Below are 25,427 nucleotides of genomic sequence, written 5' to 3' on the forward strand. Positions count from 1 at the left end.
TTGGTCATTGAACACTGGAATGGTTCTTGCGCGCAACGTCCCGCTCGTGCCATAAATTTATCCACAGCGAACATCCGATGTCCGACCGTCTGATCAACCTGACCCGCGTGAACCACGGCCGCCACGGCGTGGACACGGTCTTCGGCGAGGCTTTCTATACGCCCGGCGGCATCTGCGGACCACGCATCCAGCAGGACTGGCAGATCGTGATCCTGCTCAGTGGTTCCGGGGTTTCCCATGTGAATGGGGAGGTGCGGGAGTTCGCGCCGGGGCAGGCGACACTGCAGGTGCCGGGCCAGCATGAAACGGTGGTTTACGCGGCAGAGAGCCCGACGCACCACACCTGGGTGGCGGTGAAGCCGGAGGCGGTGCCGGAGGATTTATCCGCCGCGCTCCACGCCGCGCCGAAGGTGATCCAGGTGTCCGATTCGCTCTCGAAGATCATGGATATGGTGATGGCGCAGCCGCGTTACGAGGGGCCGCTCAACACGCGCTGGGTGGATCACATGGGGTTGGCGGCGCTTTTATCCTACTTGTGCGTCACGGAATCCTCGTCCGACCTGCGCCAGCAATCGGTGGTGGAGCTGGCGATCCGGCACATGGAGCAGCATCTGGCGGATGCGGAATGCCTGGCCACCGCGGCGATGGCGGCCTCGGTGACGCCGCAGCATCTGGCGCGGCGTTTTCAATCGGAGATCGGTCTGCCGCCTTCGGAATGGCTGTGGCGGCTGAGGTTGGAGAGGGCGTCGGATTTCCTGCTGCACAGCGGTCTGTCCGTGGGGGAGATCGCGCAGCGGTGCGGGTTCAAAACGATCCAGCATTTCTCGCGGCGGTTCCACGAGCAGTTCGGGAGATCGCCCGCACGGCATCGCAGGGAGGCGTGGAATGCGCCGGTGAAGGGGTGATCTTCGTACGTAGTTCCTCCTTCAGGAGGGCGTCTTGAAGTCCACTGCTCCCAAATGTGGCAAGACCGGAACGCCTCCGGCTGTAAAGGTCTGGTAGCTTGGAATGGAAGGCGATGTTTTCCCCGCCCTCCTGAAGGAGGAACTACGTACGCAGAGAATCACTCCGGGGCCACGTTCCCGTCCTTCAGCCTGAGGATGTCGGACTGGGACAAGGCGGCATCGAAGATATAGACTTCATCGATGTCGCCGCGGAAGAAGCGGCGCTTGTCCTGGGCGAGCGATTTGGCGTTGTTGGTGATGTCCCGGCCGAGCCAGACGCCGTGGGTGGCGGTGTCGATGTCGGTGCTGATCTCGCGCAGGGCCCGGCGGGAGATCGGCTCCAGCTTGCCATCCAGATAGACCAGCACGTGGGTGCCCACGTTCGGCTGCGAGCCGCCGTAGAGGACCGCAGCGACGTGATGCCAGTTGTCATCGCGCAGGTCGCGGGTGCCAACGATCTGGCCCTGATGGGTGCCCACGCGGATGCGGCCGATGGGGCCGTCTTCCACCAGCGGATTGACGGCGATCTGCCAGACGCCGCCGGGATGATCGGGAACGAAATTCCCCCATGAGACGATGGCGAAGCCTTCCTTGGGATTGAAGTCCTTTGGCACCTTCACCCAGAAGGACACGGTGCGGGGAGCGGCGCCGCCGATGCCACGGAAATCGCTTTCCGCATAGGCTTGGTTGCCATCGAAACGCAGCGCCCGTCCGAAGACACCTTCGCTGCCATAGGGTGGGGGGAAGCTGCCGCGCGACAGCAGGCGGAAGTCTTTCGGCCCCGGCGGCATGCCATCGCTGACCGCAGGAGTAGTGGCGTCGGTAATGGTATCCAGCGGCCAGTGGACCTGATTCACGGTCTTGCTGTGGGTGGGCGGCATGGCGGTGTAGAACTCGCCGAGATCCGCGGGGATGCTCTCGCCGCCATGGGCGAAACGCAGTGCCTTGTCACGTGTGAGCAGCACCTTGCCTCCGCCATTGGGGAAGGCTTCCACCTCGCCCTCCAACACGTGGGTTTCGGTGTCACCCTTGTCGCCCACGGAAACGGCGAACTCGGTGCCGAGATCGACCACCGCTCCGCCCGGTGTTTCCATGCGATAGCCGTGTCCCGCGGGTGTGACACGCATGACCACACGTCCCCGGTGGAGGATCGATTTGTCGGCAGCAGCGAATTCGAGATCGGCCGGACCTTCCACGATCATCTTGCCGCGCTTGCCGATCTGGAGCTCGACGAGGCCGGAGTCGAAGGACAGATGCTGGCCGGATTTGAGGTGGCTGCCGGCGTCGAATTCCACGCTTTTGCCCCAGGTGACGGTTTCCACGCGGGCCACGGTGGCGACGGCACGGTGTTTGCCCGCGAGGAACATCCAGCCGGTGAGGCAGAGGGCGACCGCCGCGGCGATCGCGATGCCACGGCGGATACGCCGGAACCGATTGCCCTCGCGGACCTTGTCCTGCACCGCTTCCACGAAATGGTCCTGCTCCGTGGCCTTCACGGCCTTGAGGATGTTTTGCAGGCGGCGCTCCCGCGAGAACTCGTCCTCCATCACGATGCCTAGCATGCCGTGAAGGGCTGTCGCTTCCGCCATCCGTGCGCGCAGAGCGGGATCGATGCGCGCGGCGTCGGTGAGGCGGGCGATTTCCTCCGGGCTGGCGTCGCCCTCGATCATGCGGGCGATGATGTCCTCGTGCTCATTCATATGCCTGAAAGCTCCAGTTTCTTTTTCACGCAGTCCGCCAGCGCCTCGCGCATGCGGTGGAGCTGCATGGTGAGCGCGGAATAGCCGCGCCCTGCCTCATCCGCCAGTTCACGGACGCTCTTGCCCTGCACGTAGCGACCGTCCAGCAGCTCGCGGGCCGGACCATCGATGCGGTGAAGGCATTCGCGCAGGGCATCGAGAGCGGGGCCGCTGCTTTCCACTGCGTGTGAGTCGGCGTCCATGAGCGCCTGGAGTTCCTCGCTACCGCCGATGCAGTCCTCGCGGCGCTTGCGGATGAAGTTCCGCATGTGGTTCATCGCGATGCCACGCAACCAAGCCTCGAAGGGGGCCTCGCCGCGATAATCGCGGATCCGGCGGAAGGCGGTAACGAACACATCCTGAGCGAGATCATCCGCCGCCGCCCAGTCGCGGATGCGCGTCCGCAGGTAGCCGCGCACCCAGCCCTCATGCTGGCGCACCAGTTCGCCGAAGGCATCAAGATCACCTTCGCGGCTGCGATCCAAGGCGGTGGGGTGGGGTTCCTGCGACATGGTTCCTATCGGGAAGTGTCGGGTGGGGCCGAGAGTAACACGGAAAAAATCACCCGCGCGAGAAGGGAAGCGAACGGATGGCCGGTGTTGGTTGGAGAGAGTGACGCCGGAGTGCCGAAAATGCCAATAATCGCGGCGCTTTTGGCATACCCGATTCGGGATATTTCGCTCATGTTTCCTCCGAAGCAACACCCCGGTGCGGGTGTCCGGCTTCGAAGATTTCTTCTGGGTACATGCAATGCAATGAGTGTGGCCGGGCGGTAACGCCCGGCCATATTGCGTACCGGGTGAGTGTCGTGAGAGGAAATATTTTCCCTGAATCGACGCTTTTTGGTGTCATGATGATGGACCCGCCACACCTCCCAGTGCCGGACCGTCGGCATTTCCATCATGTTCTTACGCAATTTACGTCATCCTGCCCTTGGACTCATGCTCGCGGGAGTGCTCCAGGCGGAGCCGGTGAATGTCTCCGGGATTTATCCGGGACTGGCTTGTTTCAACAACGAGGGCGAGTGCGGCACCGGAGCCGTGGTGCCCTGGGCGGACCGCCTGTGGGTGATCACCTACGCGCCGCACGCGCCGAAGGGCTCGTCCGACAAGCTCTATGAAATCACGCCGGATCTCGAACAGATCGTGCATCCGGAAAGCATCGGCGGCACTCCGGCGAACCGGATGATCCACAAGGAGAGCAATCAGCTTTTCATCGGGTCGTACGCCATCGATGCGCAGCGCAACGTGCGGGTGATTCCGTTCAAGGACATGTACGGCCGCATGACCGGGAATGCCCGCCACCTCACCGATCCGGCGAACAAGATCTACTACGCCACCATGGAGGAGGGCATCTATGAGGTGGATGTCCGCAGCCTCGTGGTGACGGAACTGTGGCGCGATGAGCAACAGAAGGGCGGGCGCCATGCCAACCTTCCCGGCTATCACGGCAAGGGCCTCTACTCCGGCCAGGGGCGCCTCATTTACGCGAACAACGGCGACCACGCCGCCGAGGCCACGGTGAATCCGGCGGCTCCCTCCGGTGCGCTGGCCGAGTGGGATGGCAAGGCGGACAAGTGGACGGTGATCCGCCGCAACCAGTTCACGGATGTCACCGGTCCCGGCGGAATCACGGGCAATCCCGATCCGGCGAAGGATCCGGTGTGGACGATCGGCTGGGACTATCGCTCGCTGATCTTCATGTGCCTCGATCACGGCAAGTGGACGTCCTACCGCCTGCCGAAGGGTTCGCATTCCTACGATGGCGCGCACGGTTGGAATACCGAGTGGCCGCGTATCCGCGAGATCGGCGGGAAGGATTTCCTGATGACGATGCACGGGACGTTCTGGAATTTCCCGGCGACGTTCGATTCCACGCACTCCGCGGGCATCAAGCCACTGTCGAACTACCTCAAGGTGATCGGCGACTTCGCACGCTGGAAGGACAAGGTGGTCTTCGGTTGCGATGACACGGCCAAGGCGGAGTTCCTGAACAAGAACAAGGCGAAGGGCGTGATCGCCGCGCCGCAATCGCAGTCGAACCTATGGTTTGTCGATCCGGAGAAGCTCGCGGACATCGGCCCCGTGATCGGTCGTGGCGCGGTGTGGATGAACGAACCGGTGAAGCGCAACGCTCCGTCCGATCCGTATCTGCTCTCCGGTTATGACAAGCGCGGTCTGCACCTGTCCATCGATGCGGGCAAGCCGGGCTTGATTCCCATCATCAACGTGGAAGTGGATGCCGCGGGCAACGGCCAATGGAAGTCCGTGATGAAGATCAAGGCGGACAAGCCCTACCAGTGGCTCGATCTCTCGAAGCTGGAAGGCACCTGGCTGCGCCTGACCTCCGACAGCGATCTGGCGAAGGTGACCGCATTCTTCCAATACGCGAATGAGGACACCCGCAAGGACCTGGGCGATGAGATTTTCGGCGGACTGGCGAAGCCTTCCGAAGTGAACGTGACCGGTGGCGTGGTGCGTGCTCGTGCCGACAATGCCCGCACGCTTTCCCTGGCCGCCGTTTCACCGCAAGGGGATGTGGGTTACTATGAGCTGGACGGGGAATTGAAGCTCAAGCGCGTGGACGATGCGGCGCGCTGGGACCATGCGAAGAAGCAGACTGCGATTCCGACCGGCGCGGTCGAAGTCGATGCCGCCTCGGTTTTGTATGTGGATGAGAAGGGCGCGCGCTGGCGTTTGCCAAAGGGTGATCCGTCCTTCGATCAGGTCGGGCCGTTGGGCGATGCCCGCGTGTGCCGCGAGGTCTCCACGGAGCGCAATCTTTTCAATGCCGGCGGTATCTTCTATGAACAGCCCGCGAACAATGCCGGTGGCTTCGCCAAGGCGCGCGCGGTCGCCACGCACAACCTTCGCATCCACGATTACTGCTCCTATCGTGGCATGTTCATCATGTCCGGTGTGGCTGGTGGACAGGGCATGGACAATCCGCACATCATCCGCTCCGATGATGGCAAGGCCGCGCTGTGGACCGGTGCGATCGACGACGTGTGGAAGCTCGGCAAGCCCCGCGGCAAGGGTGGTCCGTGGAAGGATACCAATGTGAAGGCGGGCGTGCCATCCGATCCGTATCTCATGACGGGCTTCGACAAGAAGACGTTCGTGGTTTCCACGAAGACTCCGGCGACGGTGCGTGCGCAAGTGGATCTCACTGGCACGGGGAACTGGGTGGATTACCTGACATTCAAGGTGGACGGCAGGTTCCAGCACGATTTCCCGGAGGCATTCCAAGCCTATTGGATCCGTTTTGTCAGCGAAAGCGACAACGTCGCGACGGCGCAGTTGGATTACCGTTGAGAGGTGGTTTTTTTGCCAGCCCGGGAGAAGGTGGTGGACCGTGGTTGAGGGGGTGCCCGATCGTTCATAGGCGCACCCTCTCCACCCTTCCACGGAGCAGGACGGAATTCCGGCACATGCTCTAAGGCTCCGAGAGATTTTGTAGCGCAACCGCTTTGAGCTGGGGATCACTGATCCCCTCCGCGTATGAGAGCGCGCTCGAAGGGTTCGTGGCGGCCATGATGGATGCCATTGAGGATGCGACCTCGTTGCGGAAGGTTCCCTCCGGCTGCCGCGACCACCAGTTCCGGAGTTCAGCCGGCGCCGCCTGGGCCCAAACCCGCAGCATGGGCTGAAGACTTGCCGTCCGCAGGTTGGCGTCGGAAACACCCCGCACCCAGTCGGCTGCCGCTTCCGGCTCGATTTGAACCCAGCGCTGGATGATCCCCGGCATGCTCTCCAGGCGCGCTTCGGGGGCCTGCATCTCCATCACGTAGTTCGCCGCATCCGAAGGATGATCCGATGCCACGGCCATCATCATGCGATGCTCGACAGTTGCCCTCAACTCCGGATCGGTCAGGTCGCGCAGCCATTGCAATCCTTCCTTGGGATATGCTCCGGCCCACTGTGCCGAGACGAATGACAAAACATCGCGGCGTGTTTGTCCTCCATCCAGCATCAAGGCCACCTCCATGGCCGGGCCGGGAGCACGGGCCGCCAGTTCCATCGCCATCGTCGGGAGAATCGCTTCCTTGGTTTCTCCTTCGAGGGCGGAAGCCCAGGACATGGCGGCGGCGGGGTCGAGATGCGCCCATTTGGCGGCAAGCATCGCCATTTCCTCGCCTCTTGATCGGAGGAGTTCCGGCGATGCGTCCATCTGCTTCTGCAGGTCCAATACTTGCAGGGCTGCCAGTACAGCTTCCTTCTTCCGGCGATCCAAACGGCTCTCCGGGCGGGGTTTCCCGACAGCCTTGGAGGGGTGGGGCGCACCCGTTCCGGGTGGATCAGCAGATGATGTGGCTGGAATGGTCCGCCGGGCCTTGAGAACGGCTATTGAAGCGGTGGCCAAGCTGAGAAGACCCAGGGCGGAGAAGAGATGTCTCCGGTTCCTCATGGCACGACGGGTCCGCAGCGGAAGGGGTGAAGCTTTAGTGGAGCACACGATCAAGCAGGGTTTTTGTATCGTCTCCAACCGGATACCGCACCGTGTCGCAGTCAGGCGAGTTGGGCATATGTGTTTGTGGTTTAGCCGTTGACTTTTCGCGAGGCCGATTGTCAAGGCGGCGGTCCTGATCGGAATCGCGATTTCAAGTCAAGGCGCCATTGGTCCCGGGGTTTGGTTGAAGGGAAGGCACAAGAAGTTAACGATTCAACCGATGTGCTCAGGTTGAATGTGGGATCGTTTTGAATGTTCGTGCTAGCGAACATGTGATGATTGCTAAAACCAAATCCATGGAAATCGGGGTGATGGATGGAGGTCGTACCGTGCCGGGTCTGTGGGCATCGGTGTCGATGCCTGCGGGAATCCCGCTTTCCACCATCATGCGGTCACTCCTTGTCCTGGGCCTGTCAATGTCCGGCGTGATGGCGCAGACCGAGTCCTTCGTCGGATATGAATCCGGCCACCAAACGGATAACAACCCGTACGTCGGAGTGAAGGAGCCGAGGCCCGAAAGCACGACGGCGAGCCAGAACTACGCCCGTTCGGGCTCCTGGTCCCTGAGGAGCGAATTGAACTATGGGGAAACCACGACCGATGTGGGCATCCGCTCCGAGTGCAACCAGCATGGGATGCCGAGCAGCACCGGGAGCTGGACCTCCATCATCCAGCGAGGGGTGCGGCGCTTCTATGGCTTCTCCGTTCTGTTGGACCCCCAGCCCGGCAACTACGAGTTCGACAATACCAGCGAGGTGATCATGCAGCAGAAGCATCCCGGGGGAGATGCCCTGTTCCAACTCCTGACCGATGACGGCATGTTCAAGTGCTGGACGGAGAATCACGATGGCATCCGCCGCCGGACGAATATCGCGCCCTACCAGCGGGGGATCTGGTACGACTTCGTGTTCGAACACCTCCCGTCCTACATGGGTAGCGGGGAAATGCGGCTTTATTACAAGAAGGCGACCGACACCACCTATATCAAGTGCATGGAGTGGGTTGGGCCCACCCTGTCCATGGACAGGGACTGCTATTGGAAGTGGGGCATGTACAAGGCCAACTGGTCTTCGCCAACCGCGAGCACCAAGCGGGTGATCTATCATGACAATCTCAAGGTCGGTAAGACCTTTGTGGAAGCGGATCCCTCCCTCGTGCTGCCTCCGGGTTGGAGTGGCAAGGACATTGGCTCTCCGACGTTGGGGGGATTCGGGAGGGAGAGCAGCGGCACCTACATCCTCAGCGGATCGGGCAGCGGATTGGATTCGACCAGCGATGGTTTCTTTTTCGCCTCCCAGACACTCAGCGGGGATGGCGAGATCAAAGCCCGGCTGGTGAACATGGGCACCAATGGCAACCCGCTGGCGGGGGTGATGGTGAGGGAAACCTCCGCTACGGGATCGAAGTACTATTTCTGCGGTCGCAACACGGCAGGAACCATGCATTCCAAGTGGCGCGGCAGCACCGGAGGCTCCGTGTCCACGACCGTTGTGGGAACGGATGCGACGCCGGTATGGGTCCGGATCACGCGCGTCGGGGACACGCTGACGGCCTATAAGAGCACGAATGGCACGACATGGTCCACGATCTCCACACACACGGTTGCGATGGCGGGTGAAATCTCCATCGGCCTGGTTTCCACCAGCCGCAATGCGAATGTGACGGCTGAGGCGACCTTCGACAACGTCTCCGTGGTGCCGTGAGGGCCAGGGCACACATGCCCGGATCAAATACGAGGAGACAAACAAGCCCGCCGTTTCCGGCGGGCTTTGAAAGGGGAGCCTGGCTTACGCTCCCGGCAGCTCGATGAATCCTTCGAGCTTCCGGATACGGGTGGGGTGGCGCATTTTGCGGAGGGCCTTGGCCTCGATCTGGCGGATACGCTCGCGGGTGACCTGGAACTGGCGGCCCACTTCCTCAAGCGTGCGGCTGTAGCCGTCCTTGAGGCCGAAGCGCTGCTCGAGCACTTCGCGCTCGCGCTCGGTGAGGGTGTCGAGGACGTCCTTGATCTTCTCCTTGAGCATCGAGAAGCCGGCTTCCTCCATCGGGTTGTCGGCGGTCTTGTCCTCGATGAAGTCACCGAAGGAGGTGTCGTCCGAGTCACCGACGGGGGCCTGCAGCGAGATCGGCTGCTGGGCCATCTTGAGCACGGCGCGGACACGCTCGACGGGAAGGTGGATTTCCTCGGCGATTTCCTCCGGGGAAGGCTCGCGGCCGTATTCCTGGACCAACTGCTTTTGCACGCGCATCAGCTTGTTGATCGTCTCGATCATGTGGACCGGGATGCGGATCGTGCGGGCCTGGTCCGCGATGGAGCGGGTGATGGCTTGGCGGATCCACCAGGTGGCGTAGGTCGAGAACTTGTAGCCGCGGCGGTATTCGAATTTCTCCACCGCTTTCATGAGGCCCATGTTGCCTTCCTGGATCAGGTCGAGGAAGGAGAGGCCGCGGTTGGTGTATTTCTTCGCGATGGAAATGACGAGTCGCAGGTTGGCCTCGACCATCTCGGTCTTCGCCTTGAGCGCTTCCTTCAGCCAGTGGCGGAGGCGCTTGTTGGTCTCATCGAAGTCCTCGGCGGTGTGCCACACCTTCTGCTGGAGCTCGCGGAGCTTGGTCTGGAATTCCTTGTCCTCCGGATCGACCTGGAGCTTGCGGTTGTACTTCCAGAAGAGCTGCTGGTATTCCTCCACAAGCTCGCAGAAGTCCTCGGTGACCTTCTGCTTGAAGTAGAAGCGGGTGTAGAGGCGGTGGAGCGTTTGGAGGTTCTTGGCGAAATCATCGTCCAGCTTCTTCTTGCCGCGCGGGTTCTTGGCGGAGAGCTGGCGGAAGATCTCGTCGTTCTCCTCATGGAGCTGCTTGAGCTGGTCGCACTGCTTCGGCAGGATCTTCATGTAGCGCTCGCGGGACTCGATCTTCTTGTCGAGGATCACGCGGTCGAAGCGTTCCTTGCCCTTGTTGAGTTTGTCGGCGAGTTCCAGGTAGCACTCGGCGGTGAAGCCGAAGAGGTGGAGCTGCTTGGCGACTTCAATTTCGGCGTCTTCGATGCGCTTGGAGATTTCAACTTCCTGCTCGCGGGTCAGCAGCGGGACCTGGCCCATCTGCTTGAGATACATGCGGACCGGGTCATCGAGGATGTCCAGCTTCTGGTCGGCCTTTACATCCTCCTCGTCGTTGTCGCTGTCATCGCGCTTCTTGTCCTTGTAGCGGTCGACCTCGGAGGCGTCGATGATATCGAACTCCATGTTGCGGAGACGCTCCATGATCGCCTCCACATCCTCCGGATCGACGAGGTCGTTCGGGAGGATTTCGTTGATGTCATCGTAGGTGAGGTATTCCTGCTCCTTGGCCAGCTTGATGAGCTCGCGGATCTTTTCCTGGATCTCGGGAGTGTCGATGCGGCGCTTGGAGCTCTCGGACTGCGTGGAGACCGGCTTCTCGGCGGCGGGTGCGTCGGCGGCGCCCTTGGTGGCCTTCGATTCCGGCTTGGCGGAGGACTTGGAAACGGGTTTGGCGGCGGCTTTCGGCTCCGGTTTGGCCGGGGCTTTGGCAGCGGCCTTCGGCTCGGGCTTGGAGGGAGCCTTCGCCGGAGCGGGCTTCTTCACTTCCTTGGTGGGGGCCTTCGCGGGAGCAGCCTTGGCTTTCGGAGCCGCCTTGGGTGCCGGTTTGGCCGGAGCCTTGGGAGCGGCTTTCGGGGCGGGCTTCGCGGGAGCCTTTGGCGCGGCTTTCGGAGCCGCCTTGGGTGCCGGTTTGGCCGGGGCCTTCGGGGCCGCCTTCGGAGCGGGCTTGGCGGGGGCTTTCGGGGCAGGCTTCTTGGCCGCGGGTTTCGACTTCGCGGGCGCCGGCGCTTTGGCTTTCGCTGCGGGCTTCTTGGACGGGGCTGTCTTTTTCGCCATGGTGGAAGGCTGGAAGGCTGGGAAAATGGACCGTTAGGACGGGAAATCAGGGCACAATCCGACTATTATAGCACAACAGGGGGTACCCGCTGCGGGCGCGAATGATGCGTCGCAACCTCAACCCGTCAAGGTTTTGTTTCATAGAACCTTTCGGGCATCTGGTGGAAGCTCTTTCGGTGCCGGAACCATGTGGATTTTTGAATAAACACCGGAACTGGAAACCGGTTGCTTACTCAACCCGGGAAAGCTGCGGAATACCCCGCTGCACGAGTTGCTCGTCCACGGCGGTGGAGGCCGCCTCATCCAGGTAAACGGTGAAGTTTTCCTCGTCGAATTCGATCGAGTGGAGGCCGCCCTTGTTGCCCTTGAAGGCTTCCACCAGCGACTTCATGTCCCGGATGTCCTTCCCGTTCACCTTGCGGACGATGAGATTGCGGAGCGGCTCGTAGCCAATGGTGGCCGGGGTGGCGATGACGCCGCTGAGAAAGACGATGTGATCGGCCTTGTTTTCGTATTTCTCCGGGTTTTCGTAGGCGTCCAGCAGGTTGAGTGGCGCGCGGGAGTGCCAATCCTCGCCGAAGGACTCCAGCAGGGGCTTGGTGAGCTCCTGGAAAATGAGGCCGCCCTTGACGAGATACTGCGGAGCCTTGCCGAAGGTGTAGGCTGGTACGAGGCGCTTCGTATCATCGGACAGGTTCAGGGTGACATCGAGGTGGAGCGGCTTGCCCTCGCGCAGCAGCGAGAGCTTCACCACGTCCCCGGTATTCTTTTCACCACGAACGAGATGGCTCCAGAAGAGGCTGCCGTACACCGGGTGTTCGTAGTAGCCGCGGCGGTCGATCTTGTGATCCTCCACGGCCAGCAGCACGTCGCCTTTCTTGATCCCTGCGGTGGCCGCCGAGCTGTCCTTGCGGACAGAGGTGATGTAGAGGCCGCCCTGGTCGTCCGGGATCTGGAGCCACTTGCGGAACGATGGATCTTCCGTGCGGGCGGTGTTGATGCCGAGGCTGGGGAAGCCGGCGTATTTGCCACTGCCGGCGGACTTGAGGAAACGGGTGAGGATGCTCGTGGAGATCACATCACTGAGCTGGTCCTTCGAATTGTAACTGGCGAGCAGGCCCGTCAGTTCGCCGTGGCGGAGGACCGGCAGGGAAAAGCTGCTGGCCGCGCTCTGCATCGAGGCCTTCACCTGGAACGTCAGAAAGAACTGTCCCTCCAGGAAATTCGAGATGATGTCCACTCCCTGGAGCATGCCGGGTGTGATCAGCGGCATGCCGCTTTCCTCAACCTGGAGAATGTCCAGAGAATCGCCGATCCGCGGCGCATCCCCGATGTGGAGCGGGCGTGTGCCTTTGAAAAACTCCTCGGACTTCGATTCATCCTCCGGCGCGAGCAGGGCGAGATTGGCCTCGTAGTCGACCGCCACCACCTTGGCGGGAACCAACCGGGTGCCATCGGTGGACTCGAACTCCAGATAGGTCGCGTCCGCCACCAGTTCGCTGGTGGTGAGGACCTGGCCCTTGGCAACGATGGGTCCGAGAGCGCGGCGGCGGCCGGGTGGGTTCTTGTCCCATGGCTGGCCGGCGCTCCAGCCCTGCTGGGTGGAGTTGATGCGGACCACGGACTGCTTCAGCTCGGGTGCGGGTTCGACCGGAGCTGTCGGCACGGCCACCGCTGCGGGCGGCTTGGATTCCGCGGCGGCGACGGCGGTCACCTGTTTCGAATCGCAGGCGGTGAGAGCCAGCGAAAGCAGGAGAAGGGCGGAGCGTTTCATGGAAAACGGAAGCGAAAGCGGGTGAAGGATGGAAAGGGGATGCTGCCTCGAGCTCATCTTATTCTTCATCGAGGCGGGACAGGCGCTTGATGCCGTAGCCGAGCTGGATGCGTTTGTTGGCGGCCTCGATTTCCGCGGAGGGAATCACCACGGGGCGATCCGAGCCGAAGAGATCGATGACGAAGAACTCCGGCTTTTGTTCGGGGTTCAGCAATTCGTTGGCGTGCTTGAGGCTCTTCACCTCCACGCCGTTGATTTTGTCCACGGCGAAGCCCGTGAACTCGTCCATCTGGCTGGTGAGAGGATCGCTCTCGATGCGGGTGAGCACGACGATGTCATCGCGCTTCTGGAAGCCGCCCTTCGGCACGTAGTCGGCGAATAGGCGTCGGACGTTGATGTCATCCAGCTTGGTCGAGCGCAGCAGGTTGGTGTCCAGCGGTTGGAAGACGAGACCGGCGAAGACGATGTAGCGAGGCTTCTTCTCATACTGCACGGCATACATGCGGGCCTGTGGCAGCGGCTTGAGGGTGATCTCCACGTCGTTCGGTTTGCCATCGCGGAGGTAGCGCAGGGCGACCTTATCTCCGGAGAACTTGCGCTCGACGACTTCGTTCATGTTCACCTCTTCGCCATCGATGGTGACCATGCCGGCGCTGTCGACTTCCTTGCCATCGATGGCCAGCAGGATGTCGCCGGACTTCAGCACGCCATCACAGGAGCCGGTGGGCGTGACGGTGGAGACGAGCACGCCATTGCCATCGTCCGGCAGATTGAAGGCTTTGCGCATGGCGGGGTTGAACAGCGGGAAATCCGCCACGCCGAGATCGGCATAGGAGTCGTAGCGGCCGTCCTCGATGTCCTTGAGGAAGCGTTTGATGACGGGAGTGGGGATGATGTAGCCGGTGTTGTCCGCCTGGCGGAGACCTTGGAAAGCCACGCCGACGACCTTGCCATCCTGCACCACCGGACCACCGGAGTTGCCGGGATTGATGGCCGCATCGATTTGGACGATCAGGTGCGAGTCCGCCTGTGAGTGGGAGTAGGTGCTGAAGTCGATGCGCGAAACCACGCCGCGGGTGACGGAGAGACGCTCGCCGCCGATGGGGTAGCCGATCACGCGGACCTGCGACTCCAGCGCGGGCACGTCACCGATGGAGAACACCGGCAGTTTTTCGAAATCCGAGAAATCCTCCACGGACAGCAGTGCGAGGTCGCAATCGTGGGCCACGAACTCGACCTTGGCCGCGTATTTCTTCGGGCTGCCGTAGATGTTCAGCAGGATCCGGCGCGAGTTCGAGATGACGTGGGCGTTGGTGAGGATCTTGTTTTTCCCGATGATGAAGCCGGAACCGATGCCGCCGCTGAAGCGACCGGAATTCCAAGGCGTGGAGTAGTCGGGGATTTGTGAGGCCACCTCGATCCGCACGACCGACTTGTATATGCCGGATGGGGCGGATGGGGATTCCTGGGCGGAAGCGAGGGGCAGGGTGAGGGCGAGCGCGAGTAACCAAGACCGCATGACCGGCAAGGCTAGGGGGAAAACCGGTTCCCGCAAGGGAGGAAACGGCGGGACGGTGCTTTCTCAGGAAGCCCGGGGCGCGGGTTTAGCCTTCCCATGCCGCGGATACGGGCTCACGCTGGCGCCGGAACGGCAACAGTCATGAGCAGCAAGAAGAAGGTCAACGAGAGTCCAGACGCGGTTTTGGTAGGAGCGGGAATCATGAGCGCCACGCTGGGTGTTCTGCTCAAAGAACTCCGGCCGGACATGACCCTCGTGATCCTCGAAGGCCTCAGTGAGGTGGCCCAGGAAAGCTCCAGCGCCTGGAACAACGCCGGCACCGGCCACGCCGCGCTCTGCGAGCTGAACTACACGCCGGAGAAAAAGGACGGCTCGATCGACGTCTCGAAGGCGATCCAGATCAACGAGTCCTTCGAGCTTTCCAAGCAACTCTGGGCCTCGCTGGTCCAGCGCGGCACCCTCGGCCGGGCGGGCGGATTCCTGACCCGCGTGCCGCACCTGAGCTTCGTCCACGGCAGGAAGAACGTGGAGTACCTGCGCAAGCGCCATGAGGCGCTGAAGGACCATCCGTTCTTCCGTGAGATGGAGTTCACCGAGGACCCGGCGACGATGGCGGAATGGATGCCGCTGATCATGCAGGACCGCGATCCCAAGGAGCCGGTGGCGGCGACCCGCGTGGAGTCCGGCACCGACGTCGACTTCGGCGCGTTGACCAAGGCGATGATCGAGCACCTCAAGAAGCTGCCCGGTGTGACGGTTCATACCGGTCATCAGGTGGCGAACGTCTATCGCAGCGGGGACGACTGGACCGTGGAGGCGGAGCCGGATTTCGCGCCGCGCTACTCGTTGCGCACCAAATTTGTCTTCCTCGGTGCGGGTGGTGGCGCGCTGCCGCTCCTGCAGATGTCCGGCATTCCGGAAGGGAAGGGCTTCGGCGGCTTCCCGGTCAGCGGCCAGTGGCTGCGCTGCGACAATCCGGAGCTGGTGGACCGCCACTTTGCCAAGGTCTATGGCAAGGCCTCCGTCGGCGCACCGCCGATGTCCGTGCCGCACCTCGATACCCGCATCATCAACGGCAAACGCTCGCTGCTGTTCGGGCCGTATGCCGGATTCACGACGAAGTATCTCAAGAGCGGTTCGTTGCTCGACCTGCCGATGTCGTTCCGCCCGGACAATTTCATCCCGATGGTGGCCGCCGGTCTCGCGAACTTCGATCTCACCAAGTATCTCATCGGCCAGGTGATCCAGTCGCCCGAAGAGCGTCTTGAGGCGCTCAAGGAATTCGTGCCGGATGCGAAGATGGAGGACTGGCATCTCGCGTATGCCGGCCAGCGCGTGCAGATCATCAAGAAGGACAAGAAGAAGGGCGGCATCCTCCAGTTCGGCACCGAGGTGGTGTCCGCAGAGGACGGTTCCATCGCCGCGCTGCTGGGTGCTTCACCCGGAGCCTCCACCGCGGTGGGCATCATGCTCCAGCTCATCGGCAAGTGCTTCCCGGAGGAGATGAAGTCGCAGGAGTGGACGGACAAGCTGAAGGCGCTGATCCCGGCCTACGGTGAATCCATGGCCGGGAATCCGGAGCTCTACCGCCAGACCCGCGCGTGGACCGCGGAGGTGCTGGGGTTGAAGGTGTGATTTCTCCGGTAGCTGGAGTCGTAAGACTTCAGGCTGGGGAGATTTGCGCTTTTGCAGAGGATTTCAGTCTATGGGTAGCTTCCGCATTGGCAAAGGCAGGAGGCGGGTGAACAATGGATATCGTGGGGTGGATGGAAGTCCGCCCCGTCTGAAGTCTTACTACTCCAGCTACTACGAAGAAGGGTTGCGCGACCTTATTTGCTAGTGATGGCCCGCCTTTGTAGAGAAACTGCGAATATGTCCTTGAGGGAAGATCGTCCGGATTATCTCAAGCGTCTGTCGCGTGGTTGGTACAAGGGCAAGTCATGGGTTCACTGGACCATGGCGATGGAAGATCGGGCTATCGGTTGGCTCGATTCACGCATGCACCTGCAGGTGCGCGAACTGCTCGTTCACACCTCAGCCCGGCATCATGTGGTCTGTCCGCTTTACTGCCTGATGCCGGATCACGCGCATTTCCTGTGGGTGGGTTTGGGAGAGGAATGTGATCAGCTCAATGCTGCGAAGTTCTTCCGACAGCGGTGGAATGCTTTGTTGAAAGAGCGAGGCGTTCGCCTTCAAGAGCAGGCCTACGATCACGTGCTCGATGAGAGCGAAAGAAATCCGGATGCCTTCGAGGATATCTGTCTGTATATCGCCCATAATCCGCAACGCGATAGCTTGGTGGGGAGTTGGCAGGACTGGGAGTTTCTCGGATCCGTCGTTGCAGGATTTCCGGATCTCAACCCGAGGGAGATCACCGCGTTCTGGCCGACGTTTTGGAAGATCCACAATCTCGAGACCAGCCGCCGGGCAAGGGATTCTTCGTAGCTGGAGTCGTGAGACTTCAGGCGGGGAAGATTTGCTTATAGGCAAAGGCGTCCGTTTTTCACCTGCTTCCGGAGAGGTTTATCAGACGGGGATCGAGAGCAGACCAAACCCGCGGGATCTAGATGAACCCACCCAGCCCGAAGTCTCACGACTCCGGCTACGTGGAGGAAGAGCTCACCTTAACCCATCCACCCACTTCTCGATATCCCGGATGACTTCATCCTTGTGTGTATCGTACATGAGAAGGTGATACGCATCCGGATAGATCTTTGTCGTTACCGGCACGCTCTTCGGAATGCTGCCGGTGAAGCTCTCGATGGCTTCTTCATCCGTGAAGAAATCCTTCTTCCCGTGCAGTACCAGCACCGGCACGCGGAAGGTGGTGGCACAGGAATCCATGTTCTCGATGTGATGACCGAGCGTGGAAAGCAGGCGCAGCGTGTTCGTCTCCACATGCCACGCATTCGTTTCCGCCTGCTCGGTGTGGCTGGAGGTGTGCGTCATCTGCACGTCCTGGCCGCCGGAGAGCTGCTCCAGTGAGAAGCGGGCCATCGGCGCGATTTCCGCAGCGGTGTTGAGCAGGCCGACCTTCCACCGCGGCACGTCCTTGCGGATCTTCACCACGGGGGATGAGAAAATGAGAGCATCGCACGGCTTGTGATCGGGCGGTGCCTGCTGCCAGGAGTGGGCGGTGATGAGCGCGCCCATGCTCTCGCCCATCCACACGATCTTCGCGCCGGGGTGGAGCTTGCGGATAATGCCGGTGAAGGTGTCCAGATCGTGGTACCAGTTGCCGGGATCATCGATGTCGCCGCGGCGGTCGCGCTTCGGGTCGCTGCCCTGACCGCGGACCTCGTAGGCGTAGAGGGCGGTATTGGGCTGCTTCTTGAGCAGATCCTTGCCGAGATTCTCGTAGTCGATGGAAGCACCGTCGAAGCCGTGGAGGGCGATGATCACCACATCCGGCTGCGCGCCCTTCGCCAGCCACTTGCGGTAGCCGAAGGTTTCGTTCTTCCGCTCGACCAGTGTCGCGTCCTTGTAAGCCACGAGCGTTTCACGATGAGCACATTGCGTCAAAAGCGCGGCTCCGGCCAAGCACAGGACAGGCCGCAGACACGTCTGGGTGCGACGCAGCAGGCCCATATCGATCATGCAAAAAGTATCACCGGTCCCGGCCCGGAGGGCAATAGCGGAACCGCGCGATCGCTCATGAAATGAAGGATTCGCCACAACGGGGACAATGCCGTCCGTCGCCGTATTTGTCGGCAGCCGCCGGTCGGAGAGCGGTCATCCGCGGTTGACTTCCAAGGCTCCGGCCTGTTCCACGGTGATCACATCGCCCGGTTCGATCGCGGTGTTCTTGTCCTCCTGCTTCCGGAAATCGAGGCGGGTGGCCTTGCCTTTGCGCGTGAGCACGATGTTGCGGCCGCCGAACTCATTGCGGTCGCCTGCGGTTTTGAGGGCTTGGAGCAGAGTCATACCTTTGGCGAACGGAACGGGGCCGGGCTTCCGGACCTGCCCACCGATATACACGACGGACTGATCAGGCGTGGCCTCCACGCCGGTTTTCACTTCCGTTTCGATGGCGGGCTTTTCATAGACTCCGGCATCGCGGTAGGCCTTCTCCGCAGCGCGGGCCAGTTGGTCACCGGTCAACCCCCGGGCGGTCACCGGAGTGTCGATCATCGGCAGGCGGATGGTGCCGCTGTCGCCGATCCGGTAGTCGCCATTGACCTTCTGCTGCTCGTCCGCAGGCACGCCGCGGAGGGTGATTTTCACTGTGTCGCCGACCGCCAGTTCCGCGTGGCAGAGTGTGATGGAAAAGGGGAGCGCCAGACCGACGATGAGGGGAAGCATTCGCGTTTTCATGGTGCTGTGGTCTCTAGCAGTCCATTAACTTTGTGTCAAAAAGTTAATGCCGGGCGATGCCTTTGACCGAAATCCGTGCCCGGAACACCGGGTTCGGACAAAACGGCGGAATGCCATTGCGGAGGCCGCGGGATGAGGTGCAGTTTGGACCCGTGCGCTACGAACCGATCGATCCCCAGCTTTTTGTCCGCAATCGTGACCGCCTCCGCTCGCTGTTGAAGCCGAACAGCATTGTGATCGTCCACTCGAACGACATCTACCCGACCAATGCGGACGGTTCGATGTCCTTCAAGCAGAACGCCGATTTGATGTATCTCACCGGCGTGGACCAGGAGGAGACGATTCTGGTGCTGATGCCGGACGCGAAGGACCCGAAGCAGCGCGAGATTCTTCTCGTGAAGGAAACCAGCGAGTTGATCGCGATCTGGGACGGCGACAAGCTCACCAAGGAGCAGGCAAAGGCCGCCACCGGCATCGAGCGCATCGAGTGGACGCATTCCTTTGACTCGCTGCTGCACACGCTGGTGCCTCAGGCGGATCATATCTACCTGCCGACCAATGAGCATCTGCGTGCCTCCGTGATCGTGGAGACCCGCAACGACCGCTTCATCAAGCAGTGCCAGGCCCGTTATCCGCTGCACAGCTACCAGCGCCTCGCGCCGCTGATGCACCGCCTGCGCATCACCAAGGACCCGGTGGAAATCGACATCATCCAGAAGGCCTGCAACATCACCGGGAAGGGCTTCCGCCGCCTGCTCGGCTTCGTGAAGCCGGGTGTGGGCGAATGGGAAGTGGAAGCCGAGCTGCTCCATGAATTCGTCCGCAACAAGTCGCGCGGCTTCGCCTACGGCCCGATCATCGGCAGTGGTAAGAATGCCTGCGTGCTGCACTACATCGAGAACTCCGCCGTCTGTAACGATGGCGAGATGCTCCTCCTCGACGTGGCTGCGGAATACGCCGGCTGGGCGTCCGACCTCACCCGCACGATCCCTGTCAACGGCCGCTTCACCCAGCGCCAGCGCCAGGTTTATGATGCGGTGCTGCGCGTGCTGCGCGGTGCGAATGAGATCCTGCGCCCGGGCAACAACCCGATGGATTACCAGAAGCAGGTCATCGAGATCATGGAAGGCGAGCTCATCGGCCTCGGTCTGATTGATGCGAAGGCCGCGAAGGAGCAGGGCCCGGACAAACCGCTGGTGAAAAAGTATTTCATGCACGGCACCTCCCATCACATGGGATTGGACGTGCATGACGTGGCACCGCCGAACGAGCCGTTCGCCGAAGGCATGGTTTTCACCATCGAGCCGGGTATCTACATCCGCGAGGAAGGCCTCGGCATCCGCCTGGAGAACGACGTGCTCATTGGCAAGGATTCGAACTTCGACCTGATGGGTAACATCCCGATCGAGGCAGAGGAAATCGAAGCGCTGATGAACGTGCGATGAACCGCATCGCGCTGGTCCTCGGTTCCGGACTCGGCCCGCTCGCGGATGCGGTGGCGGTCGAGGAGGCCGTCGGCTTCGCGGACGTGGAGCTGCCGGGTTCATCCGTGCCGGGGCACGCCGGGCGTTTCCTGATCGGGACGCTCGGCTCCGCGCCGGTGATCGTCATGCAGGGCCGCGTCCACCTCTACGAGGGACACGATGCGGCCGCAGTGACGGCGGGTGTCCGCTGGATGGCGGCGCAGGGTGCGGACCGGTTGATCCTGACCAATGCGGCGGGCACCTTGAATCCGGCGTTCGAGCCGGGTTCGTGGATGGTGCTTTCCGATCATCTCAATCTCACCGGCACCTCGCCGCTCCATGGACCGGAATTCATCGACATGAGCACGGCCTACGATCCGGAGTGGCGGGCGGTATTCCGGGCCGCTGCATCGGAAACCGGCACCGTGCTCCATGAGGGCGTCTATGCCGGACTACGGGGACCACAGTATGAAACGCCCGCGGAGATCCGCATGCTGCGGACGATTGGTGCCGATGCGGTCGGCATGAGTACGGTTCTGGAGACGATCCAGGGACGTGCGCTGGGCATGAAGGTGGCGGCGTTTTCGTGTCTCACCAACTGGGCTGCGGGGATCACGCCTGCCGCGCTGGATCACCAGGAGGTGCTCGCCACCGGAAAGTCCGCTGCGGATACGATGGTGCGGCTGCTGCGGAGGGTGATTTCTTTGTAGCCGATGTCGCAAGACTTCGGGCAGGGAAGGCGATCCCGTTCCTTCCGACATCATCGCTCGTCCGGTTTCATGGATGGGGGTATGAATGTGGTGGCATCGTGGCGAATGCGTGGATTCGCCCCGCCCGAAGTCTCACAACTCCGTCTACGATGCGGAGAGGCTGCCTCCTGCTACTCCAACTGATGCATCAGCGCCTTCTGATCCGCAGCGTGGCGCATGGCGGTATCGAGATCGATCGTGCCTTTTCGGACGAAAGCGGAGAGCGAGCGTTCCAAGGTGATCATGCCTTCATCGCTGCCTGTGAGCATGGCGTTGCGCAGGTAGTGTTCATGGCCTTCGCGTATGCCATTGGCGACAGCCGGAGTGACCAGCATCTTTTCCAGAACGGGGATCATCGCACCGCTGCGGGTGGGCACCAGACGCTGCGAGACCACGGCACGCAGCGAGGCGGCAAGCTGTGCGCGTACGTGCGATTGCTGGTGTCCCGGGAAGACATCGATGATCCGGTTCACCGCCGAACTCGCGCTGCCGGAATGAAGTGTACCGAGCACGAGATGGCCCGTCTCCGCAGCCGTCAGCGCGGCGGAAATGGTGTCGAGGTCGCGCAGTTCTCCCAGCAGGATCACATCCGGATTCTCGCGCAATGCGGCGCGCAGACCGCTGCTGAAGCTCTCCACATCCGCGCCCACCTCGCGCTGGTGGATGAGGCACTGGACCTCGCGGTGTTCGAACTCGATGGGGTCCTCGATGGTGATCACATGACGCGGGCGCGAGCGGTTGAGGTGATCGATCAGCGCGGCAAGTGTCGTTGATTTGCCCGAACCGGAGGTGCCGGTGACCAATACCAGTCCGCCATGGAATGAAACCAGATCGAGCAGCGAATCGGGAAGATTCAGCTCCGCGAGCGTGGGAATGCGCTGGCGGATCGGACGCACGGCGGCGGCCACGCCATCGAGGTGGCGGAAGACATTGATGCGGAAACGACGGCTGCCTCCCGGCAATTCCCAGCGTACTGCGAAGTCCGTACTTCCGGCCTTTTCGAAATCGCGTCGTATTTCTTCATCCGGAAGCAGTCGCAGGATTTCCGCGGACTGCGGCGGATAGGCATCGATGCGGGTGATGAGTCCTTTCACCCGGGCTCGCGGAGGCTTTCCCGAGGATAGGAAAATGTCCGATGCTTCCATCGCCACCGCCTTGTCGATGGTGAGGAGCAGATCGGGATCCGGCTGCGTGCCGGAGGTGGTCGTCAACGGCGCGGACTCTTCTGAGGAGGGTGCGGGTTTCGCCATGGCCCGGGCCACGGCTTCCTCGATCACCGGATTTTCCACGGGAGGTGGCGCGTCCAAGGTCTGGACCTCGATCCGGTGCGGATCGGACGAATCAATGAAGTAGCCGAACTCCGAGCCGTCTGTGGCGCGGAAAGTGCCTTCGCGGCGCGGCTTGCCGCCATCGGGAGGGGAGTCACCGCTGATCTCCGAGGACAGCCGTTTGAGGATCTCCTCGCCGAGCGGCGGCATGGATAGCGGGAGCGTTTCGCCGGCTTTCAGCAGGTAAGGTACGGTATCCGAAACGAGCACCAGCCGCTCGGCGCGTTTCTCCACCATGAGCTTGAGGAATGTGTCGATGAGGGCCATGTCGTGCGTCCGTTCCGAACGTTCCTGTTCCCAATGCCCCCGGTGCCGGGATTTGTCTAGGGAATCGAAACCGTTGCAAACTTGGGACTTCCGATTTACAGCGGCCTGCTGTAATGTTCCAACGTGCAAAAGCATCCGGGTCGTTCCGTCCGTCCGATGATCCATCGGAGTATCCGGTTGGCCCTTGGTGCCGTTGCTCTGCTTGCCGCCTCTCCGGTGGGCGCGGCTGTGGTCGATGCGATCACCTTTGATCGGAATCCGGTGATCTACCTGCCGCTCAATGAGACCGCGCGGCGTCTCGGTTGGAAGGTGGAGCGGGACAAGAAAAAGGGAACCGTGAAGCTCAACGGCATATCGATTCCCCCGAAGTCCGGCTCACGCGCGTTCTACGGGGCCGATCTCATTCCGGTGCCGCTGCTGGTGGATGCCGGAGCCGTGATTCTGCCCGGCGAACTGCCCGGTGAACTCCAGGTTTGGTCGTGGACCCGGCACTTCACCGTGACGGTGGCGCCGAAGCGGGTGGAGGTGAGCCTGAAACGCCAGCGGCTGCGCGCGTGGCAGGGCAACCGGCTCGTCCTGCAAACCCACATCAGCTCCGGCCGCAGCGGGCGCTCCACGCCCGCCGGGGAATTCAAGGCCGGACCGGACAAGGAGCGGATGCACTACTCCCGGCTCTTCAACAATGCGCCGATGCCGTGGGCCGTACAGATCAACGGTCATGTGTTCATCCACGGCTTCAGTTCGGTGCCCTCTTATCCAGCATCCCACGGTTGCATCCGCATGCCGCTCAGTGGCAAGAACGCCGCACGCTGCTTTTATGAATGGGTGGACCGCGGCACACCTGTTTCAGTGAGTCGCAGCTAGGCGGAATCAGGCGTTTGGCGCGCCCTTCTCCGAGGTCGCAGGATTCCGCGGGTGCTTACTTCACCGGCGAATAGTCGGTCGGTACCAGCAGGACGGACTTCACCCCATCCGGCAGGACGGTCAGCGAACCTCCACCCGCTTTCTCCGAATCCGCTTTCACCTTTACCCATTCCGGATCGGCGCGGAAGTCCGCCCATGATTTCACCTGGGTGTCGGCGGAGGCGTGCTGGATCAGATAGACCAGCGTGTTGTCCGCACCCGGATCACCGCTGGCCGGGGTGGTGTAGAGGAAGTTGGTGATGCCGTGGCGTTCGAAGAGTTTCACGGTGTGCTCGCGGAAGCGCTTCAACAGCAGAGGCAGATTGTTGGGGGTGGCGGTGTAGGTGCGCAGTTCGAAAAGGTGCGCGGACTCCTTGCCGGTCGGCTTCGGGATACCTTTTGGTTCCGACGAGAAATCGGTGGGAGTGAGCAGGCGGCTTTCGATTTTGCCGACCAGCTTGCCATTCGCCTCGGAGGCGGTCTGGGCGGCCTTCCAGTCCGGGTCCGCGCCGAATTCCTTCCACGCCTTGTCGCGGGATTCCTTGTCAGGGAATGAGAGGAGGTAGATCAGCAGGTTGTCCGGATTGTCCTTCGGTGTCCAGTAGCCGACGTTGGTCATCCCGTGCTTGGTGAAAAGCGCGAGGGTGTGGTCGCGGAAGCGGGCATTGAGCGCGTCCAGTTTGCCGGGTTCGGCGTGGTAGGTGCGCAGTTCGTAAAGGCGGGATGCCGGTTTGGCAGGTTCTTCCGCGGCAGCGATGGAGGCGCCGGTCAGGAGAGCCATGGCGTGGAGGCAGAGGGAACGGAGCATGAGACCATGAATACGCAGTGGTCCGGCGGTGTCTCGCAAAAGATGAATGCCCGCGACATCTTGACTTCCGGAACGACCACCGCGAGGGTGCCGTGATGAAGTTCTTGTGGGTCATCGTGACACCATTGCTGCTGCTGGCCTCCTGCCAGCGGGATTCGAACAAGGCCGCACCGGAAACCTCCCAGCCCGCGAAGCCGTTGCCGGACGCAGCCGTGCCCGCAACCCTGATCGGCCTGCCGCTCAAGGAAGCGGAGGACTTGGCCGATCATGCGAAGATTCCCCACCGGGTGATTTCGATCGATGGCCAGACGCGGCCGGTGACGATGGATTACCGCACCGACCGCCTGAATTTCACGGTCGTAAAGGGCGTGGTGACGGCGGTGAAAAAGGGCTGATCGGTCAGCCATTGCCTGGTCCGGCCTCCTCCTGTGCGAGCGCCGTGCGTGAACCCGGAGGGGGTGGCGTCGGTTCGTCCGGTGGCAGCCGGTCCACGATTTCCTCGCTGAGACCGATGGTTTCCAGCAGCAGATGGCGGCGGGTTTCCGGAGTGGCGGGCTCCCGGGTCACGGTGCCATCCGCACGGAAGGTGATGAGATTGCCGAAAGCCATGCCCACGACTTCCTCGCCCCGGTTGATGCGGATGGTGAGCTCGTGATTGAAGGGACTCCATGGGCGGGTGCGTTCGTGCATGTCCTGGAACTCGGCATCGGTGGCCTCGAAGGTTTCGAGACGGCACTCGAAGCCATCCGTCTTGTGAAGTGGCCGCCATCCAACGTGGAAGCGTCCCTCCTTCATGGCCACCTTCAGGCCCCACGCGGGATGGGGGATGACGGTTTCGATTTCCGGATCGATCAGCAGCGGCTCCCCGCAGAGCATGGCGGAATCAACCAGGTAGCGCCTGCCATCGAAAGTCACGGTCACCGTCCCGTGGTTGGGTGGCAGGACCGGTGCGGCCATCATCGTGCCGATGCCCCGGATTGCCGTGTAGCCGAGGGAGGAAAGGAACGCGTGCAGCGGACCCGCACCCGCCCAGCAGGTGCCGCCGGTACCGTGCGTGAGCCAGGTCTCGAAGTAGTCCACCGGATCGCTGCCGGGCAGAGGCCCGGGATTGCGCTCGCGGATGTGGATCATCTTCCGCACATTGTCGAAAGGGATGTGACGGCCCCATGCGGCGTAAAGCGGAGTCAATCCCGCGAGGCTGATTTCCGGATACTGGTGGAAGCCAAGCTTTTCCAGGACGCGTTCGACGAGAGAGGCGGGAAGGGCTTCGGACATGA

At 61.9% G+C, this 25,427-nt stretch carries 20 protein-coding genes; 9 read left to right on the forward strand and 11 right to left on the reverse strand.

Features of this window, described 5'->3' with window-relative positions; genetic code table 11:
• Window positions 1-77: 77 nt before the first annotated feature.
• Window positions 78-905 (forward strand): AraC family transcriptional regulator, encoded by an 828-nt coding sequence (locus KBB96_RS03750; RefSeq protein WP_211632433.1) that lies wholly within the window; start codon window positions 78-80, stop codon window positions 903-905.
• 158 nt (window positions 906-1,063) lie between these two features.
• On the opposite strand, the gene KBB96_RS03755 is transcribed toward KBB96_RS03750, so the two are convergent.
• Both KBB96_RS03755 and KBB96_RS03760 read right to left on the reverse strand, forming a co-directional pair.
• Entirely contained in the window at window positions 1,064-2,644 is a 1,581-nt protein-coding gene (locus tag KBB96_RS03755) for a LamG-like jellyroll fold domain-containing protein (RefSeq protein WP_211632435.1), read from the reverse strand.
• The gene (locus tag KBB96_RS03760) at window positions 2,641-3,195 is read right to left on the reverse strand and encodes a sigma-70 family RNA polymerase sigma factor (protein ID WP_211632438.1); all 555 of its coding nucleotides are present in this window, start codon (window positions 3,193-3,195) and stop codon (window positions 2,641-2,643) included. Before KBB96_RS03760 ends, KBB96_RS03755 begins: the two co-directional genes overlap by 4 nt.
• Window positions 3,196-3,624: 429 nt before the next feature.
• On the opposite strand from KBB96_RS03760, the gene KBB96_RS03765 reads away from it, so the two are divergent.
• Window positions 3,625-5,997 (forward strand): hypothetical protein, encoded by a 2,373-nt coding sequence (locus KBB96_RS03765; protein WP_226373639.1) that lies wholly within the window; start codon window positions 3,625-3,627, stop codon window positions 5,995-5,997.
• 121 nt (window positions 5,998-6,118) lie between these two features.
• Here the strand turns inward: KBB96_RS03765 and KBB96_RS03770 are convergent, their stop codons facing one another.
• A complete protein-coding gene (locus KBB96_RS03770; RefSeq protein ID WP_211632440.1) occupies window positions 6,119-6,811 on the reverse strand; it encodes a hypothetical protein in 693 nt (230 codons plus the stop codon).
• Between the two features lie 596 nt (window positions 6,812-7,407).
• On the opposite strand from KBB96_RS03770, the gene KBB96_RS03775 reads away from it, so the two are divergent.
• Entirely contained in the window at window positions 7,408-8,835 is a 1,428-nt protein-coding gene (locus KBB96_RS03775; protein WP_211632443.1) for a heparin lyase I family protein, read from the forward strand.
• An 84-nt stretch (window positions 8,836-8,919) separates the two neighbouring features.
• Here KBB96_RS03775 and rpoD read toward each other — a convergent pair whose 3' ends face one another.
• From rpoD to KBB96_RS03790, 3 genes are all read right to left on the reverse strand, one after another.
• Window positions 8,920-11,025 carry an RNA polymerase sigma factor RpoD gene (gene rpoD / locus KBB96_RS21165; RefSeq protein WP_211632446.1) on the reverse strand — a complete coding sequence of 702 codons (2,106 nt, stop codon included), beginning with the start codon at window positions 11,023-11,025 and terminating at the stop codon, window positions 8,920-8,922.
• Between the two features lie 229 nt (window positions 11,026-11,254).
• Window positions 11,255-12,799, reverse strand: coding sequence for a PDZ domain-containing protein (locus KBB96_RS03785; RefSeq protein WP_211632449.1), 1,545 nt, complete (start codon window positions 12,797-12,799; stop codon window positions 11,255-11,257).
• Between the two features lie 58 nt (window positions 12,800-12,857).
• On the reverse strand, window positions 12,858-14,318 hold the full coding sequence (locus KBB96_RS03790; RefSeq protein WP_211632450.1) for a S1C family serine protease: 1,461 nt from the start codon (window positions 14,316-14,318) through the stop codon (window positions 12,858-12,860).
• A 141-nt stretch (window positions 14,319-14,459) separates the two neighbouring features.
• On the opposite strand from KBB96_RS03790, the gene mqo reads away from it, so the two are divergent.
• Window positions 14,460-15,953, forward strand: a complete 1,494-nt coding sequence (mqo, locus tag KBB96_RS03795; RefSeq protein ID WP_211632454.1) for a malate dehydrogenase (quinone) — start codon at window positions 14,460-14,462, stop codon at window positions 15,951-15,953.
• 207 nt (window positions 15,954-16,160) lie between these two features.
• Window positions 16,161-16,763 (forward strand): hypothetical protein, encoded by a 603-nt coding sequence (locus tag KBB96_RS03800; protein WP_211632456.1) that lies wholly within the window; start codon window positions 16,161-16,163, stop codon window positions 16,761-16,763.
• A 174-nt stretch (window positions 16,764-16,937) separates the two neighbouring features.
• Here KBB96_RS03800 and KBB96_RS03805 read toward each other — a convergent pair whose 3' ends face one another.
• Both KBB96_RS03805 and KBB96_RS03810 read right to left on the reverse strand, forming a co-directional pair.
• Window positions 16,938-17,915, reverse strand: coding sequence for an alpha/beta fold hydrolase (locus tag KBB96_RS03805; RefSeq protein ID WP_211632457.1), 978 nt, complete (start codon window positions 17,913-17,915; stop codon window positions 16,938-16,940).
• Between the two features lie 135 nt (window positions 17,916-18,050).
• The gene (locus tag KBB96_RS03810; protein ID WP_211632465.1) at window positions 18,051-18,620 is read right to left on the reverse strand and encodes a polysaccharide biosynthesis/export family protein; all 570 of its coding nucleotides are present in this window, start codon (window positions 18,618-18,620) and stop codon (window positions 18,051-18,053) included.
• Window positions 18,621-18,784: 164 nt separating this feature from the next.
• On the opposite strand from KBB96_RS03810, the gene KBB96_RS03815 reads away from it, so the two are divergent.
• Window positions 18,785-20,077, forward strand: a complete 1,293-nt coding sequence (locus KBB96_RS03815) for an aminopeptidase P N-terminal domain-containing protein (RefSeq protein WP_211632468.1) — start codon at window positions 18,785-18,787, stop codon at window positions 20,075-20,077.
• Window positions 20,074-20,805 carry a purine-nucleoside phosphorylase gene (locus tag KBB96_RS03820; RefSeq protein ID WP_211632470.1) on the forward strand — a complete coding sequence of 244 codons (732 nt, stop codon included), beginning with the start codon at window positions 20,074-20,076 and terminating at the stop codon, window positions 20,803-20,805. Before KBB96_RS03815 ends, KBB96_RS03820 begins: the two co-directional genes overlap by 4 nt.
• Window positions 20,806-20,975: 170 nt before the next feature.
• Here the strand turns inward: KBB96_RS03820 and KBB96_RS03825 are convergent, their stop codons facing one another.
• Window positions 20,976-22,439 carry a type IV pilus twitching motility protein PilT gene (locus KBB96_RS03825; protein WP_211632473.1) on the reverse strand — a complete coding sequence of 488 codons (1,464 nt, stop codon included), beginning with the start codon at window positions 22,437-22,439 and terminating at the stop codon, window positions 20,976-20,978.
• 156 nt (window positions 22,440-22,595) lie between these two features.
• Here KBB96_RS03825 and KBB96_RS03830 point away from each other — a divergent pair, with 156 nt between their 5' ends.
• Window positions 22,596-23,303, forward strand: coding sequence for a L,D-transpeptidase (locus KBB96_RS03830; RefSeq protein ID WP_211632475.1), 708 nt, complete (start codon window positions 22,596-22,598; stop codon window positions 23,301-23,303).
• Between the two features lie 55 nt (window positions 23,304-23,358).
• On the opposite strand, the gene KBB96_RS03835 is transcribed toward KBB96_RS03830, so the two are convergent.
• Window positions 23,359-24,150 (reverse strand): NIPSNAP family protein, encoded by a 792-nt coding sequence (locus KBB96_RS03835; RefSeq protein ID WP_211632477.1) that lies wholly within the window; start codon window positions 24,148-24,150, stop codon window positions 23,359-23,361.
• 92 nt (window positions 24,151-24,242) lie between these two features.
• Between KBB96_RS03835 and KBB96_RS03840 the strand changes: the two genes are divergently transcribed.
• Window positions 24,243-24,545 carry a hypothetical protein gene (locus KBB96_RS03840; RefSeq protein ID WP_211632478.1) on the forward strand — a complete coding sequence of 101 codons (303 nt, stop codon included), beginning with the start codon at window positions 24,243-24,245 and terminating at the stop codon, window positions 24,543-24,545.
• Window positions 24,546-24,549: 4 nt separating this feature from the next.
• Here KBB96_RS03840 and KBB96_RS03845 read toward each other — a convergent pair whose 3' ends face one another.
• Window positions 24,550-25,425: an arylamine N-acetyltransferase family protein gene (locus KBB96_RS03845; protein ID WP_211632480.1), complete on the reverse strand. Its 876-nt coding sequence runs from the start codon at window positions 25,423-25,425 to the stop codon at window positions 24,550-24,552.
• Window positions 25,426-25,427: the final 2 nt, after the last annotated feature.

This window comes from Luteolibacter ambystomatis, assembly GCF_018137965.1.
Lineage (GTDB): Bacteria > Verrucomicrobiota > Verrucomicrobiia > Verrucomicrobiales > Akkermansiaceae > Luteolibacter > Luteolibacter ambystomatis.

What these genes read in the sequence shown, in the direction of transcription:
- KBB96_RS03750 (WP_211632433.1), top strand. Translation starts at nt 78, where the DNA reads ATGTCCGACCGTCTGATCAACCTGACCCGCGTGAACCACGGCCGCCAC.
- KBB96_RS03755 (WP_211632435.1), bottom strand. Translation starts at nt 2,644, where the DNA reads ATGAATGAGCACGAGGACATCATCGCCCGCATGATCGAGGGCGACGCC.
- KBB96_RS03760 (WP_211632438.1), bottom strand. Translation starts at nt 3,195, where the DNA reads ATGTCGCAGGAACCCCACCCCACCGCCTTGGATCGCAGCCGCGAAGGT.
- KBB96_RS03765 (WP_226373639.1), top strand. Translation starts at nt 3,625, where the DNA reads ATGCTCGCGGGAGTGCTCCAGGCGGAGCCGGTGAATGTCTCCGGGATT.
- KBB96_RS03770 (WP_211632440.1), bottom strand. Translation starts at nt 6,811, where the DNA reads ATGGCGATGCTTGCCGCCAAATGGGCGCATCTCGACCCCGCCGCCGCC.
- KBB96_RS03775 (WP_211632443.1), top strand. Translation starts at nt 7,408, where the DNA reads ATGATTGCTAAAACCAAATCCATGGAAATCGGGGTGATGGATGGAGGT.
- rpoD (WP_211632446.1), bottom strand. Translation starts at nt 11,025, where the DNA reads ATGGCGAAAAAGACAGCCCCGTCCAAGAAGCCCGCAGCGAAAGCCAAA.
- KBB96_RS03785 (WP_211632449.1), bottom strand. Translation starts at nt 12,799, where the DNA reads ATGAAACGCTCCGCCCTTCTCCTGCTTTCGCTGGCTCTCACCGCCTGC.
- KBB96_RS03790 (WP_211632450.1), bottom strand. Translation starts at nt 14,318, where the DNA reads ATGCGGTCTTGGTTACTCGCGCTCGCCCTCACCCTGCCCCTCGCTTCC.
- mqo (WP_211632454.1), top strand. Translation starts at nt 14,460, where the DNA reads ATGAGCAGCAAGAAGAAGGTCAACGAGAGTCCAGACGCGGTTTTGGTA.
- KBB96_RS03800 (WP_211632456.1), top strand. Translation starts at nt 16,161, where the DNA reads ATGGCCCGCCTTTGTAGAGAAACTGCGAATATGTCCTTGAGGGAAGAT.
- KBB96_RS03805 (WP_211632457.1), bottom strand. Translation starts at nt 17,915, where the DNA reads ATGATCGATATGGGCCTGCTGCGTCGCACCCAGACGTGTCTGCGGCCT.
- KBB96_RS03810 (WP_211632465.1), bottom strand. Translation starts at nt 18,620, where the DNA reads ATGCTTCCCCTCATCGTCGGTCTGGCGCTCCCCTTTTCCATCACACTC.
- KBB96_RS03820 (WP_211632470.1), top strand. Translation starts at nt 20,074, where the DNA reads ATGAACCGCATCGCGCTGGTCCTCGGTTCCGGACTCGGCCCGCTCGCG.
- KBB96_RS03825 (WP_211632473.1), bottom strand. Translation starts at nt 22,439, where the DNA reads ATGGCCCTCATCGACACATTCCTCAAGCTCATGGTGGAGAAACGCGCC.
- KBB96_RS03830 (WP_211632475.1), top strand. Translation starts at nt 22,596, where the DNA reads ATGATCCATCGGAGTATCCGGTTGGCCCTTGGTGCCGTTGCTCTGCTT.
- KBB96_RS03835 (WP_211632477.1), bottom strand. Translation starts at nt 24,150, where the DNA reads ATGCTCCGTTCCCTCTGCCTCCACGCCATGGCTCTCCTGACCGGCGCC.
- KBB96_RS03845 (WP_211632480.1), bottom strand. Translation starts at nt 25,425, where the DNA reads ATGTCCGAAGCCCTTCCCGCCTCTCTCGTCGAACGCGTCCTGGAAAAG.